The sequence below is a fragment of the Denitrificimonas caeni genome (genome assembly GCF_905120345.1).
Lineage (GTDB): Bacteria > Pseudomonadota > Gammaproteobacteria > Pseudomonadales > Pseudomonadaceae > Denitrificimonas > Denitrificimonas caeni_A.
Window position 1 is genome coordinate 16,555 of sequence record NZ_CAJHOA010000011.1, and the last position, 13,457, is coordinate 30,011.

The following is a 13,457-nucleotide window of genomic DNA, read 5'->3' on the forward strand; positions in this document are numbered from 1 at the left end:
ACGATGTTTTATTAAATTTTAATAAAAGAGTCACTTAAGTGTTTAAACCGCTTAAGCGAACAACTGTATCTAGACGTTATGGACGCTCTAAAAGAGCTGCTGCTAATAAGCCAAATGGAACAACGGCTTAAGTGCTTTTTCAGAGAATCCCTAAGGGGTTTCAAAATGTATTACTGGTGTATGTTGGTGTTAGCCGTGATTGCTGAAGTGGTCAGTACGGTGGGTATGAAATATGCCTCAACCAGTTCGCCCATCGCAGGATATCTGTTAATGGCGCTGATGATTTCGCTGTCATTTTATGCGTTCTCACGCGCTGTCGTGCATATCCCGCTTGCGGTGTCGTATGCCATTTGGGAAGGCATGGGTTTGTTCCTGATTGGTGTGGCGGGCGTGGTGTTGTTTGGTGAGTATTTAAGCGTCGGTGAGATGTTCGCCATTGCCTTAATGCTAGTCGGTCTACTGCTGGTTACCTTTGATAAAGGTAAGCATGCTGAAGACGAGCACGATGAACAGCTAGCAAGCAAGGTTGCAATTAAGCCTGTGCAAGCTGTGCGTATTCAGGTTAAGCCTGTTCGTGTCGGTACCTTAGGCGAGGTGGCGTTATGATAGTCCCTGTCTCTTTATTGATTGGTTCGGTGTCACTGGATTTATTAGCCTGTTATTGCGTTAAACGTTCAAGAGGCTTTCAGAAAGTCGTTTGGGGCTTAGCCGGTTTGTTAGCCATTATCAGTGCCTTTGTTCTACTCAGTTTTGTGGTGCGTCATATTCCTTTAGGTGTTGCTTATTCGGTGTGGGGTGGTTTAGGCGTGTTGGGCACGGTATTACTGGACCGACTGCTGTTTAACTCACGTTTAGGTAAGCAAGGCATGATTGGTGTGGCCTGTATTGTTGCGGGTATTGTTGCCATGCAACTCTAAACGGTACGCCTGCTGAATAAGCAGAACAGTATTATTTGATTTCGATAAAGCGGCAAGCTCTTGCCGCTTTTTTGCATCTGCACCTTCTGCGTCCAGTGCAAGTCGCTATTTAGTTGGCATAGACCTTGCATTAATCCTCATGTATAGCTACGGGCGTCAATTGCCCACCGCGGAGGATTTACCATGGACAAGATGCTCTATATCTCCATGACTGGCGCAAGCCAAAATACAAAAGCCCTACAAGCGCATGCCAACAACTTGGCTAACGTCTCGACCAGTGGCTTTAAACGTGATTTTGAACAAGCCCGTTCCATGTCGGTATTTGGTGAGGGTTTGCCCGCGCGCGCCTATGCCATGAGTGAGCGTCCCGGCACCGATTTCACCTCAGGCTCTTTGCAAGAAACCGGCCGTGATCTTGATGTTGCCGCAGTTGGCGATGCTTGGTTAGCCGTGCAAGCCGCTGATGGTAGCGAAGCTTATGTGCGCACCGGCAGCCTACAAATTGATGCGTTAGGCATGTTGCGTACCGCTTCCGGTTTGCCTGTTTTAGGCAATGCTGGACCAATTGCCGTGCCGCCTGAGCAGAAAGTTGAAATCGGTCAAGACGGTACCATCAGCATCCGTGCGTTGGGGGAAGCGCCGAGCGTGATGGCGGAAGTCGATCGTTTAAAACTGGTCTTGCCTGATTCAAGACAACTTGAAAAAAGTGCCGATGGTTTAGTACGCGCCCGTGATGGGCAGCCTTTTGAAGCGGACGCCAATGCGCGAGTGATCTCAGGTTTCACCGAAGCCAGTAACGTTAATGCGGTTGCAGAAATGACGGCGATGCTGTCTTTATCACGTCAATTTGAACTGCATGTGAAAATGATGCGCACTGCGGAAGACAATTCGTCGGCAGTGGCACGCGTTATGCAGTTAAGTTAGTAATTAGCCAGTTTGGTATTGCAGCGTCATAAAATCGACGCTCGAGGAGAATGATCATGCTACCAGCACTTTGGGTCGCTAAAACGGGTTTATCCGCACAGGATATGAACCTAACAACGATTTCGAATAACTTAGCCAACGTGTCGACCACGGGCTTTAAGCGTGATCGCGCCGAGTTTGAAGACTTGCTCTACCAAATCCGCCGTCAACCTGGTGGGCAATCCAGTCAAGATAGCGAGTTACCCAGCGGCTTACAATTGGGTACGGGTGTACGCATTGTCGGTACACAAAAAATATTTACCGCCGGTAGTTTGCAAACCACTGAGCAACCCTTGGATATGGCGATTAATGGCCGTGGTTTTTTCCAGGTCTTAATGCCCGATGGCACCGTGTCCTATAGCCGTGATGGTAGCTTTCACCTCAGTTCTGATGGCCAAGTCGTGACCTCTAATGGTTTTCCTTTAGAGCCCGCCATTATGCTGCCGCCGGAAGTGCGCACTTTTACTGTCGGTGAAGACGGTACCGCAACAGTCACCACCGCTGGCAACCCGCAAGCACAAATTGTCGGCAATATTCAGATCACCGACTTCGTTAACGCGGCGGGTCTAGAAGCCATCGGCAATAACCTGTTTTTAGAAACCGCTGCCAGTGGTGCACCGCAAGTCGGTACGCCCGGACTGAATGGTTTGGGTACGGTGCTGCAAAACACCTTGGAAAATTCCAACGTCAGTGTGGTGGAGGAATTGGTGAATATGATCACCACCCAGCGCGCGTATGAAATGAACTCAAAAGTCATTTCCACCGCGGATCAAATGCTGTCCTTTATTACTCAGCAGCTTTAATAGGGTCGTGCGATGAAGCATATATTGAAGGTGATCAGCCTCGTTAGCGCCGCAGTCTTGGTCGGCTGTGTGCAAGTGCCGCCGAAGCCCAATGATCCCTATTATGCGCCGGTCTTGCCGCGCACACCGCTGCCGGCCACCCAAAACAGTGGCGCGATTTATCAAGCGGACTTTGACACCAATTACTTTACCGATCGTAAGGCATTTCGCGTCGGTGACATTATTACCATCAGCTTGAACGAGCGTACCCAGGCCAGTAAAAATGCCAACTCACAAATTCAAAAAGACAGTAATACCAGTATCGGTATGCCCAATATTCTTGGTATGAGCATTACTCCGAAAAATCCTTTGTCCGGTTTGAGCGCACTGGGCATGACCGAGGATAATTTGAGTTTAGAGACGGGCTATAACGCCAAACGCGCCACCAAAGGATCAGGACAAACGGGACAAAGCAACAGCTTGTCCGGCTCAATTACCGTGACTATTGCTGAGGTTTTCCCTAATGGCGTGTTGGCGGTACGCGGTGAAAAATGGCTGACGCTGAATACCGGTGATGAGCTGGTGCGTATTTCTGGAATTGTCCGCGCCGATGATATCAGCACCGATAACGTGGTGTCGTCGACTCGGATTGCTGATGCGCGCATCACCTACTCCGGCACCGGCGCTTTTGCCAACGCGAGCCAGCCCGGTTGGTTGGATCGCTTCTTTCTTAGCCCTATGTGGCCTTTTTAAAGGTAGGACAAACTATGCCTAAGTATTTGCTGGCCTGCCTTGCTACGCTACTGATCAGTGGTTTTGCTCACGCCGAACGCTTAAAAGATTTAGCCAGTATTCAAGGTGTGCGCTCCAACCAGTTGATTGGTTATGGCTTGGTGGTGGGGCTAAATGGCAGCGGTGACCAGACCACGCAAACACCCTTTACCGTACAAACCTTTAATAATATGTTAGCGCAGTTTGGCATTAAAGTGCCGCCCGGCGGCAACGTGCAGCTGAAAAACGTTGCCGCGGTATCGATTCATGCCGACCTGCCACCGTTTGCCCGTCCTGGACAAACCATTGATATCACGGTGTCGTCAATTGGTAACGCGAAAAGCCTACGTGGCGGCAGCTTGTTAATGACGCCGCTGAAAGGGATTGATGGCAACGTCTATGCGATTGCTCAAGGTAACTTAGTGGTGGGTGGTTTTGACGCCAGTGGCGCCGATGGTTCACGGATTACCGTCAATGTTCCGTCAGCGGGACGGATTCCTTCCGGTGCAATCGTTGAGCGCGCAGTGCCGAGTGGTTTTAATCAGGATGAGTATCTGACCTTAAACCTCAATCGACCTGACTTTACCACCGCAAAAAATATTGTTGATACCTTAAATAACATGCTTGGTCCAAAAGTTGCTCAAGCTATGGATGCCGGATCAGTGCGAGTTTTGGCACCGTCCGATCCAACACAACGCGTCGATTATTTATCGATTATTGAAAACTTAGACATTGAAGCAGGGCAAGCGGTGGCGAAAGTCATCATTAACGCCCGCACCGGGACTATTGTGATTGGGCAGAACGTACGCGTGCAGCCTGCCGCGGTTACCCATGGCAGCTTAACCGTAGTGATTACTGAAGATCCAATTGTTAGCCAGCCTGAAGCGTTTTCACAAGGACAAACAGCTGTTGTCCCTCGCTCGAGAGTCAGCGCCGCGCAAGAAGCCAAGCCGATGTTTAAGTTTGGACCTGGTACCACCTTGGATGAAATTGTGCGCGCAGTGAATCAGGTGGGTGCGTCTCCTTCTGACTTGATGGCGATTCTTGAAGCGCTAAAACAAGCCGGTGCGTTACAAGCCGACCTGATTGTGATTTGAGGATAACGTTATGAACCTACACAACACCAGCGTAGCCGATAGTGGCGCTTATACTGACTTAAACCGTCTGCACCAACTGAAAGTCGGTGAAGGCCGTGACAGTGAAGCCAATATCCGTAAAGTCGCGCAAGAGTTCGAATCATTGTTTGTTGCTGAAATGATGAAGTCGATGCGCGCGGCCGGTGATGTGTTGGCGGATGACAATTTTATGAACAGCAACGAAAGCAAAACCTATCGTGATATGTACGACCAGCAGCTGTCGGTGACCTTATCGCAAGGGAAAGGCATGGGTATGGCCGATGTGTTAACTCGCCAGTTGTCGCAAGCGCCGAAGCCCAGTAGCGCCAATCCTTTTAGCCAAGAAGCTGTGATTCCGGCCGCTGCGCCAACCGTGCTGGGCATACCGCCTAAGGTCAAACTGTCGATGGACGGTCAGCGTGATGACACGGCTTTACTCAATCTGCGTCGTTTAGCGCTACCGGCGACTGCGGCTGGCCGCTCATTAGCTGGAATTGGTGCTATCGCAGAAGAAACCTTACGCACGGGGTTGGCGCAGCAATCGAACCCCGTGTCGCAGGATTGGCAGGCTGCGCGCAGTTATCCTGCGCCGCGTGAGCGCTCGATTGAGGTCGCAGGCAGCAGCGCCATCGCCAGTGCTGCTGATTTAAACCGTAAGCAGTTTTCCTCGCCGGAAGAGTTTGTCGCAACGATGATGCCAATGGCTGAGCAAGCGGCGAAAAAACTCGGTGTCGATCCGCGTTACTTAGTTGCGCAAGCAGCGTTAGAAACCGGTTGGGGGAAGTCAATTATTCGTAATCAGGGTGGCGAGAGCAGTCATAACTTGTTTGGTATTAAGTCGCACGGCTGGGGCGGCGCTTCGGCCAATGTCACCACGTCAGAGTTTGTGCAGGGCGTTAAAGTAAAAGAACAAGCAGATTTTCGCAGCTATGGTTCCTTTGAGCAGAGCTTTAATGATTATGTGGATTTTTTGCAGAGCAATGGCCGTTATGGCAAAGCGTTGCAAGCCACAGCCAATCCTGAGCGTTTTGTCAGTGAATTGCAGCAAGCAGGCTATGCCACTGATCCACAATACGCGCGTAAGATTTCGCAAATTGCGCAGAAAATGCAAAGCTATCAGCAGGTGGCTAGCGCTGCAGTGCCACGTACTAGCGTGCGGGCTTGAGGTGAATTATGTCTGACTTATTAAATATTGGGATGTCCGGTTTACACGCGGCAAAAACCAATTTATCGGTGACCGGGCACAATATCACCAACATCAATACTCCAGGTTACACGCGTCAAGATACGGTGCAGGCGACGCGTATTCCGCAGTACACTGGCGCAGGCTATATTGGCTCGGGCACCAGTTTGGTTGATGTGCGCCGCAGCTATAATGAATTTTTAACCACGCAGTTACGTTCCAGTACTGCGCTGAGTAGTGATGTACAGGCCTATAAAAGTCAAATTGAGCAATTGGATGCTTTGTTGGCCGGTAGCACCACGGGTATCAACCCGTCCTTACAAGCGTTTTTCTCTGCCACGCAAACGGCCGCTGAAGACCCTTCTAATATTCCGGCACGCCAATTAGTGATTGCTGAGGCCGAAGGTTTAGCTCGGCGTTTTAATAATATTTACGACAATATCAGCTCGCAAAACAGCTTTATCAATAAGCAATTGGTGGCCTCTACCGACCAGATCAACCAACTGGCACAAACCGTTGGTAGCTTAAATGCCGCGATTGCCAGCGCCGGCACCAATGGCCAGCAGCCCAATGATTTATTAGATGCTCGTGATGAAGCGGTCCGCCAACTGTCCACCTATATTGGTGTGACTGTGGTGGTGCAAGACGACAACAGTTTTAACCTGTCGATTGGCAGCGGCCAGCCGCTGGTGGTCGGCAGTGTGGTGAATCAAATACAAGCGGTACAGGGCCGCGGCGATCCCAATACGTTTGATATTGATTTTGTTAGCGGCGGTTCACGACAAAATATCACTGACAGTATCAGTGGTGGTGAAGTCGGTGGCTTATTGCGCTACCGCACCGATGTTTTAGATCCGACGATCAACGCGATCGGTCGTTTAGCGATTAGCGTAGCTGATGAAGTGAACAGTCAGCTCGGCCAAGGTTTAGACCTTAAAGGGCAGGTGGGGGCTGATCTGTTTAAGGATATTAATGATCCTAAAATGGCCGCTCTGCGTGTGCGTCCGATGGCCAATAATGCTAGCAATGCCAGCGGCTCAATGGACATTACCAATAGCAAACTCTTTACTACCAGTGATTATCGTCTGGACTTTGACAGTGCTGGCGCGCCGACTGCGCGCCGCTTAAGTGATGGCGCGGCGATGGTGGTTACTCAGGACCCTAGCAGCGGTGAATACAGCTTTGCTGATAGTGCCGGCCGCGACCAAGGTTTTAGCGTCAAAATAACCGGTACTCCTGTGGCCGGTGATCGCTTTGTTTTAGAGCCCACTCGCCGTGGCGCGGCTGATATTTCGGCAGAGCTGAAACAGGCCGATCAATTGGCTTTTGCGGCACCTTTTAAAAGTGACGCTGCCCTGCAAAATAAAGGTAATGGCGCGATTAGTCAGCCTTCGCTGGATACTGTGATGGGTCCGGCAGGTGCCAGCGGCGCTGATCTAAATCTGGCAAACCTGGAAGCGATTGGTAGCCTGAGCATGCGTTACGACGAAGCCTCTAGTGCTATGGTGTTTGCCACACCGTTGCCCGCGGGCGTTACCGTGACGCCGTTAGTGGCCGATGGCCAAACTGTTGCGGGTGGCGTTACTCCTGGGCAAAACAATCAACTGAAATACACCATCAGTGTCGACGTAGGTGGCGTGCAGCAAAGTTTTACTGTCAGTCAAACCATCAGTGGCCGACCACAAGACGGTGATACATTCACAGTTGGCTTTAACAAAAACGGCGTATCCGATAACCGCAACGCTTTAAAGTTGGTTGATTTACAAAATAAACAGGTGGTCGGTGTCGATGCCAATGTCACCGGTATCAGTACCGGTGTGAGCTTTAATGAGGGTTATGGCGAGATGGTTGAGCGAGTGGGGACTTTAACGGCTCAAGCTCGACGTGATGATGTGGCAACCGGCGCGATCCTGAAACAGTCCACTGATAACCGTGATTCGCTGTCTGCGGTTAACTTAGATGAAGAAGCGGAAAATTTGATTCAGTTCGAACAATACTACAATGCGTCAGCACAGATTATTCAAGTTGCACGCTCATTGTTCGATACATTGATTAACACACTTAGATAAGCTTTGGCGGCACAGTTGAGTTGCCAGAGAGATTAGGAGCAGGCCATGCGTATTTCCAGCCTACAAGCATTTAACAATGGCGTGCAGGGATTGCAGCGTAATTATGCTGAGGCGATCCGTACCCTGCAGCAAATCAACTCGAGCAATCGTATTTTGACGCCCGCTGATGATCCGGTTGCCGCAGTGCGTTTAATGCAGCTTGAGCAGCAACAAAATATGCTCGGTCAATATAAAGACAATCTCTCTGCCGCCAATAGCAGTCTGATGCAAGAAGAGTCAGTTCTTAACTCAGTCAATAATATTATGCTGCGTGTCCGCGAATTAGCGGGTGAGGCAGGTAATGGTGCGCTCAGCCAAAATGAGCGGCAAGCCATTGCCGTCGAATTGCAAGAGCGTGAAGATGAGTTGCTCGGTTTGATGAATACCCGTAATGCCCGCGGCGAGTACTTATTTGCTGGTTTCCAAGGTAAAACTCAACCCTTTGAACGCCAAGCTGACGGCAGTTATGCCTATCACGGTGATGAAGGCCAGCGTAGCTTGCAAGTTGGTAGCTCTCTTAATATCGCGGTGGGCGATAACGGTAAAAAAGTTTTTGAAAATATTACCAATGCCTCGCGACTGAGTAGCGGTTGGACTGAAGCAGATCCAGCAAATCCATTACAACCACTGGCAGGCTCAAGCTTAGCTTTTTCCGCGCCTTTGATACAAGATGAAATCACCTACTCTGGTAACCCGGCATTTCCTGCCGGTGGAGTGGTCGTCGAGTTTGGCGATCTGACAGCAACGCCGCTAGGCGATCCAAAAGACTATAAAGTCTACGCCAGCCCTTACACGGCAGGTGACCCGGCGCTGCACAGCGGCCGTTTAGACAGTGACGATGCGCGCCCAGATTCTTTTACCTTTCGCGGCATGACTCTGCAGTTTGAAGGCGTACCCGTGGGGGGGGAGAGCGTCACCATCGAGTCAATCCCCAACAGTGAAAAGCAAGGCGTACTGGATACCATTCACCAATTGCGTATGGCTCTAGAAAATAACACTGACAGCCCTGAAGGTAAGCGCGACACGCGTTCGGCCGTCGCTGCCGCCTTGACCAATATTGATCATGCCATGATTAATATTGACAGCACCCGTGGCAGCATCGGTACGCGGATGAATGTGATCGAAACCACGCTGAGCAATAACGAAGATGTGGCCTTGGTCAATAAAAGCGTACAGGCTGAGCTGCGCGAAATAGATTATCCAGAAGCCTTATCTAAGCTGGCCTTCCAAAGTATTGTGCTTGAAGCGGCGCAACAGAGTTTTGTCAAAATCAGTCAGTTGAATTTGTTTGACAAGATACGTTGATCTTAGTGGTAGGATGCTGGGAGTTGGTCATTATTAGCGCTAGAGATGTGTATTAGACAGCAGGTTAAAATTGCAATTTTGGCGCCGCCCAGTCTTACAGCCGTTCTGAGGTGAGCTATTGAATCGTATTACAAGTAACAGTGTCATGACCGCGCAAGAACTGAGGTATGACACAACATCGGTTGAGTCGGCGTTAGCCAATCGTTCGGCACGACGCCATGATGATGTTGTTAGTCAAGCTCAGCCTCAGCCTGAAGATAGAGTGCCTGCTGATAAGCAGGCGCTGGAAGAGGCGCTGGCTCATATGCAAGACGCTACGCAAACTTTGCAACGTCATTTAAATTTTTCACTGGATGATTCCACTGGGCGTCTCATGGTTAAAGTGACGGATTCATCATCTGGCGAGGTAATTCGGCAGATGCCAAGTGAAGAAGCGCTGCGTTTAGCCGAAAGTTTAGATGAGATGCGCAGCTTATTATTTCAAGCACAGGCGTAAGCAATAGCAGTGTTTACCACGACTCGTTCATAAGGATAGAAAACAAATGAGTAAATCAATTCAAACCTATAATTCTGTGGTTGCCGGTCAAGATTTAAGCCCTTATCAAGCTGTAGAGTTGTTACTCGATGGCGCTTTAGAGTGCATCTCAGCGGCGCTCATTGCTCAGCAAGAAGATAACAGCGCACAACGTGGTGAAGCGGTCGATACGACACTGACTATCATTGGTTTGCTGCAAGATAGCCTAGACAAAAGTTTGGGCGGTCAATTGGCTGAAAATCTCGACGCTTTGTATGACTATATGACGCGCCGTTTAGCCAGCGTTGCAGTGGATAAAAGCGCACACAGCTTAGAAGAAGTGCAAGGTATTATTTTACAATTACGCGAAGGCTGGTCGCAGATTGATCCGGCGAACGAACCACGCGAATTAAAATAAAATAAAGCTAAAGAAACAACGGTCGTTGACGATATAAGTATTAGTAGACACGCTTATGGAGCACGATGTTATGAATGCAATGACCGCTATGCGACAGTACCAATCAGTCAATACTCAGGCGCAAGCAATTGAGGCGAGTCCACACCGTCTTATTCAGATGTTGATCGAAGGTGGTTTAACCCGTTTAGCGCAAGCACGTGGTGCCATGGAGCGTAATCAAACCGCTCTGAAAGGTGAGTTAGTCGGTAAAGCTATTGCTATCGTTGGTGGCTTACGTCAAGGCTTAAACGTTGAGCAGGGCGGTGAGTTAGCAGAGAATCTGGATCGTTTATACGGATATATGACGACGCGTTTGATGGAAGCTAATCTTAAAAATGACCCCGTTATTTTAGAAGAAGTGTCTGAGCTTTTACGTGAAGTGAAAAACGGCTGGGATGCAATTTCGGTATAAGCTGCGTGAGTAAGAGGCAAGTACGATGAGCACAAGCACTGTTGATCAGTTGCAACATACCAGTACGGCATTGCGTGATGCTCTCGCGCAGCAAGACTGGCAGGCGATCGGTGAGTTAGATTTACAGTGCCGGCAAGCGGTTGACTGTGCGATGGCTGACCCTCATCAGCAAAATGATCGGTTACGTGAGCGGATGCAAGAGCTACTCGACTTGTACCGTGAATTGGTCAGTGTTTGCCAGATCGAGCAACAACGCATTGCCAATGAATTGCGCCAGATTCAGCAGTCCAAACAAAGCGCCAAGGTCTACCAAATGTTCGGTTGATACTTGGCGTAATGAAAAGCCTCAGGTGCAGAAATGTGCTTGGGGTTTTTTTATGCCTGTTTGATTGAGAGCGTGTTTGCTGGCGCGACTTAATAAAAATGCGTCATAAATTTGACAATACATGATATTTTGACTCTACTAGTCAATAATTACTAATTATTAATAGCGCTAATGGCTCTTTCTGATTAGTACCCTTGGTTTTTAGAGTCTAAGTAATCTTTATGTGGCGAGAAACGAAAATTTTGCTGATCCATGATCAGCTGGAGCAGCGTAAAGAGTTTGCTAATATCCTCACTTTTTTAGATGAAAACTACCTCGCGTGTGACAGCACTGTTTGGCATGAGGCTGTGGCAGAATTGGACTCCAGTCGCGATGTCCTCTGCGTGCTACTTGGCGGCATCAGTACGTCACAGCGCTTAACCACGCTCATCAAAGAGTTGGCACAGTGGGATGAGTTTTTGCCTATTGTGATTCTTGATGACAGCAGTCGCTGTGAGCTGTCTGAGGATGTCCGTCAGTCGGTATTGACCTGTCTCGAAATGCCACCCAGCTATACTAAGTTATTAGGCATTTTGCATCGTGCGCAAGTCTATCGTGAGATTTATGACCAAGCTGCGGAGCGCCGTACCCAGCGCGAGCCTCATTTGTTTCGCAGCTTAGTTGGTGCCAGTCGCTGCGTGCAAGGTGTGCGGCAGATGATGCAACAAGTGGCCGATACTGAAGCCAGTGTGTTGATTCTGGGTGAGTCAGGCACTGGTAAAGAAGTGGTCGCGCGTAATTTGCATTACAACTCCAAACGCCGTGATGGACCTTTTGTGCCGATTAACTGTGGCGCTATTCCGGCTGAATTGCTGGAGAGCGAGTTATTTGGTCATGAAAAAGGTGCTTTTACTGGAGCCATCAGTGCCCGCGTCGGACGTTTTGAGCTGGCTAAAGGCGGTACGTTATTTTTAGATGAAGTCGGCGATATGCCGCTGACGATGCAGGTCAAACTGCTCAGAGTGTTGCAAGAGCGTATTTTTCAGCGCATTGGCGGTAACCATTCGTTAACAGCCGATGTGCGGATTGTGGCAGCAACCCATAAAAATCTTGAAGATATGATCGAAACAGGTGAGTTTCGTGAAGACTTATATTATCGACTTAATGTCTTCCCCATTGAAATGCCAGCCCTGCGTGAGCGCACAGATGATATCCCGCTATTGATCAATGAACTGGTCTCGCGCATGGAACATGAAAAACGTGGTTCGGTGCGTTTTAATGAAGCGTCAATATTGTCGTTATGCCAACACAACTGGCCGGGTAATGTCCGTGAGTTAGCCAACTTGGTGGAGCGTATGGCGATTATGTACCCGCATGGTGTGATTGGCATCAGTGAGTTGCCGAAAAAATTCCGCTATATCGAAGAAGATGATGGCATTCAGGCTTTACGTGAAGAGTTAACTGAGCGTGCCGCCTTGTTAGCACCAGCGGTTGAGATGCCAACGGCTTCTACGCAATTGCCCAGCACTGGCTTAGATTTACGTGAATATTTAGCCGAGTTAGAGCAGGATTTAATTCAACAAGCATTGAGTGAAGAAGACGGTGTGGTGGCGCGTGCCGCCGAGCGTTTAAGTATTCGACGCACCACGCTGGTGGAAAAAATGCGCAAATATGGCATGAGCGCGTCACGATAGTTGTCGCCGCGCCAGTGCAAGGCTGGCGCTATTGCTAAGTTTCTTTACAATGCTGGCCTTTGTTACGTTTTGGAGCCACCGCGATGCCGCATCATCCCGCGCAATATTCACCGTTAGGCAAAAGCAGTGCCTACATCAGTCACTACGATGCCAGCTTGTTATTTGCTATTGCGCGCGCCACTAAGTGGGCTGAGTTGGGTTTTAGCGCTGAGAACTTGCCCTATGTTGGCGTGGATATTTGGAATTGCTATGAATTGTCGTGGCTGTTGCCTTCGGGCAAGCCCGTGGTGGCGATAGGGCAGTTTTCGGTACCGGCTGACTCAGTAAATATCATTGAATCAAAATCCTTTAAGCTGTATCTCAACTCTTTTAATCAAAGCGTGTATGCCAGCTTTGCTGAAGTTGAAGCCGTGTTGAGTGCAGATTTATCCGCAGTGGCACAAGCGCCGGTGCAGGTTCAGTTGAAAACCCTAGACGCCGTCACGGCTGAAGGCCTGCAGCAGCCACGTGGCGTGTGCATCGATGATCTGGATATTAGCATCAACCGCTATGAGCATCCTTCGTTAGAGCTGTTGACGTGCGCTACCGAGCAGGTTGAAGAGCAGCTCTACAGCCACTTGCTGAAATCCAATTGTCCGGTTACTGGGCAACCGGACTGGGGCACTGTGCAGATAGAGTACCGTGGTGCTGCGCTGGATCACGCCAGCTTATTGACCTATCTGGTCAGCTTTCGTCAACATCAAGATTTTCATGAGCAGTGCGTTGAGCGCATCTTTCTTGATTTGCAGGCTTGCTTGAAGCCAGAGTTTTTAGCGGTATCGGCCCGCTATGTGCGCCGTGGTGGTTTAGATATCAATCCCTATCGCAGCACTGAGCTGAGGTCGGTAGATAATTCACGTCTCGCTCGCCAGTAAATATTTTGAGTGATAGCG

General features: G+C 49.5%; 15 protein-coding genes. All 15 read left to right on the forward strand.

From position 1 onward, the window contains the following. Positions 1-165: 165 nt before the first annotated feature. Positions 166-606: an SMR family transporter gene (locus JYJ62_RS15230; protein ID WP_205343095.1), complete on the forward strand. Its 441-nt coding sequence runs from the start codon at positions 166-168 to the stop codon at positions 604-606. After that, the gene (locus tag JYJ62_RS15235; protein WP_205343096.1) at positions 603-917 is read left to right on the forward strand and encodes a DMT family transporter; all 315 of its coding nucleotides are present in this window, start codon (positions 603-605) and stop codon (positions 915-917) included. Before JYJ62_RS15230 ends, JYJ62_RS15235 begins: the two co-directional genes overlap by 4 nt. Positions 918-1,100: 183 nt before the next feature. Beyond that, positions 1,101-1,841: a flagellar basal body rod protein FlgF gene (locus JYJ62_RS15240; RefSeq protein WP_205343097.1), complete on the forward strand. Its 741-nt coding sequence runs from the start codon at positions 1,101-1,103 to the stop codon at positions 1,839-1,841. A 56-nt stretch (positions 1,842-1,897) separates the two neighbouring features. Further along, positions 1,898-2,683 carry a flagellar basal-body rod protein FlgG gene (gene flgG / locus JYJ62_RS15245; protein ID WP_205343098.1) on the forward strand — a complete coding sequence of 262 codons (786 nt, stop codon included), beginning with the start codon at positions 1,898-1,900 and terminating at the stop codon, positions 2,681-2,683. A 12-nt stretch (positions 2,684-2,695) separates the two neighbouring features. Then, a complete protein-coding gene (flgH, locus tag JYJ62_RS15250; RefSeq protein ID WP_205343099.1) occupies positions 2,696-3,415 on the forward strand; it encodes a flagellar basal body L-ring protein FlgH in 720 nt (239 codons plus the stop codon). A 14-nt stretch (positions 3,416-3,429) separates the two neighbouring features. Continuing rightward, positions 3,430-4,530 carry a flagellar basal body P-ring protein FlgI gene (locus JYJ62_RS15255; RefSeq protein ID WP_205343100.1) on the forward strand — a complete coding sequence of 367 codons (1,101 nt, stop codon included), beginning with the start codon at positions 3,430-3,432 and terminating at the stop codon, positions 4,528-4,530. A 10-nt stretch (positions 4,531-4,540) separates the two neighbouring features. Beyond that, a complete protein-coding gene (gene flgJ, locus JYJ62_RS15260; protein ID WP_205343101.1) occupies positions 4,541-5,713 on the forward strand; it encodes a flagellar assembly peptidoglycan hydrolase FlgJ in 1,173 nt (390 codons plus the stop codon). A gap of 8 nt (positions 5,714-5,721) precedes the next feature. Then, entirely contained in the window at positions 5,722-7,800 is a 2,079-nt protein-coding gene (gene flgK, locus JYJ62_RS15265) for a flagellar hook-associated protein FlgK (RefSeq protein WP_205343102.1), read from the forward strand. 45 nt (positions 7,801-7,845) lie between these two features. Next, positions 7,846-9,144, forward strand: a complete 1,299-nt coding sequence (gene flgL / locus JYJ62_RS15270; RefSeq protein WP_205343103.1) for a flagellar hook-associated protein FlgL — start codon at positions 7,846-7,848, stop codon at positions 9,142-9,144. A 145-nt stretch (positions 9,145-9,289) separates the two neighbouring features. Further along, on the forward strand, positions 9,290-9,640 hold the full coding sequence (locus JYJ62_RS15275; RefSeq protein WP_205343132.1) for a flagellar protein FlaG: 351 nt from the start codon (positions 9,290-9,292) through the stop codon (positions 9,638-9,640). 46 nt (positions 9,641-9,686) lie between these two features. Beyond that, positions 9,687-10,076 carry a flagellar export chaperone FliS gene (gene fliS, locus JYJ62_RS15280; protein ID WP_205343104.1) on the forward strand — a complete coding sequence of 130 codons (390 nt, stop codon included), beginning with the start codon at positions 9,687-9,689 and terminating at the stop codon, positions 10,074-10,076. A 70-nt stretch (positions 10,077-10,146) separates the two neighbouring features. Next, entirely contained in the window at positions 10,147-10,527 is a 381-nt protein-coding gene (fliS, locus tag JYJ62_RS15285) for a flagellar export chaperone FliS (protein ID WP_205343105.1), read from the forward strand. Between the two features lie 25 nt (positions 10,528-10,552). Beyond that, the gene (locus JYJ62_RS15290; protein ID WP_205343106.1) at positions 10,553-10,852 is read left to right on the forward strand and encodes a flagellar protein FliT; all 300 of its coding nucleotides are present in this window, start codon (positions 10,553-10,555) and stop codon (positions 10,850-10,852) included. Between the two features lie 221 nt (positions 10,853-11,073). Beyond that, positions 11,074-12,525 (forward strand): sigma-54 dependent transcriptional regulator, encoded by a 1,452-nt coding sequence (locus tag JYJ62_RS15295; RefSeq protein ID WP_205343107.1) that lies wholly within the window; start codon positions 11,074-11,076, stop codon positions 12,523-12,525. Positions 12,526-12,608: 83 nt separating this feature from the next. Beyond that, positions 12,609-13,439 carry an NADPH-dependent 7-cyano-7-deazaguanine reductase QueF gene (gene queF, locus JYJ62_RS15300; protein ID WP_205343108.1) on the forward strand — a complete coding sequence of 277 codons (831 nt, stop codon included), beginning with the start codon at positions 12,609-12,611 and terminating at the stop codon, positions 13,437-13,439. Positions 13,440-13,457: the final 18 nt, after the last annotated feature.

Coding starts and splice junctions, on each gene's coding strand:
- JYJ62_RS15230 (WP_205343095.1), top strand. CDS start 166: ATGTATTACTGGTGTATGTTGGTGTTAGCCGTGATTGCTGAAGTGGTC.
- JYJ62_RS15235 (WP_205343096.1), top strand. CDS start 603: ATGATAGTCCCTGTCTCTTTATTGATTGGTTCGGTGTCACTGGATTTA.
- JYJ62_RS15240 (WP_205343097.1), top strand. CDS start 1,101: ATGGACAAGATGCTCTATATCTCCATGACTGGCGCAAGCCAAAATACA.
- flgG (WP_205343098.1), top strand. CDS start 1,898: ATGCTACCAGCACTTTGGGTCGCTAAAACGGGTTTATCCGCACAGGAT.
- flgH (WP_205343099.1), top strand. CDS start 2,696: ATGAAGCATATATTGAAGGTGATCAGCCTCGTTAGCGCCGCAGTCTTG.
- JYJ62_RS15255 (WP_205343100.1), top strand. CDS start 3,430: ATGCCTAAGTATTTGCTGGCCTGCCTTGCTACGCTACTGATCAGTGGT.
- flgJ (WP_205343101.1), top strand. CDS start 4,541: ATGAACCTACACAACACCAGCGTAGCCGATAGTGGCGCTTATACTGAC.
- flgK (WP_205343102.1), top strand. CDS start 5,722: ATGTCTGACTTATTAAATATTGGGATGTCCGGTTTACACGCGGCAAAA.
- flgL (WP_205343103.1), top strand. CDS start 7,846: ATGCGTATTTCCAGCCTACAAGCATTTAACAATGGCGTGCAGGGATTG.
- JYJ62_RS15275 (WP_205343132.1), top strand. CDS start 9,290: ATGACCGCGCAAGAACTGAGGTATGACACAACATCGGTTGAGTCGGCG.
- fliS (WP_205343104.1), top strand. CDS start 9,687: ATGAGTAAATCAATTCAAACCTATAATTCTGTGGTTGCCGGTCAAGAT.
- fliS (WP_205343105.1), top strand. CDS start 10,147: ATGAATGCAATGACCGCTATGCGACAGTACCAATCAGTCAATACTCAG.
- JYJ62_RS15290 (WP_205343106.1), top strand. CDS start 10,553: ATGAGCACAAGCACTGTTGATCAGTTGCAACATACCAGTACGGCATTG.
- JYJ62_RS15295 (WP_205343107.1), top strand. CDS start 11,074: ATGTGGCGAGAAACGAAAATTTTGCTGATCCATGATCAGCTGGAGCAG.
- queF (WP_205343108.1), top strand. CDS start 12,609: ATGCCGCATCATCCCGCGCAATATTCACCGTTAGGCAAAAGCAGTGCC.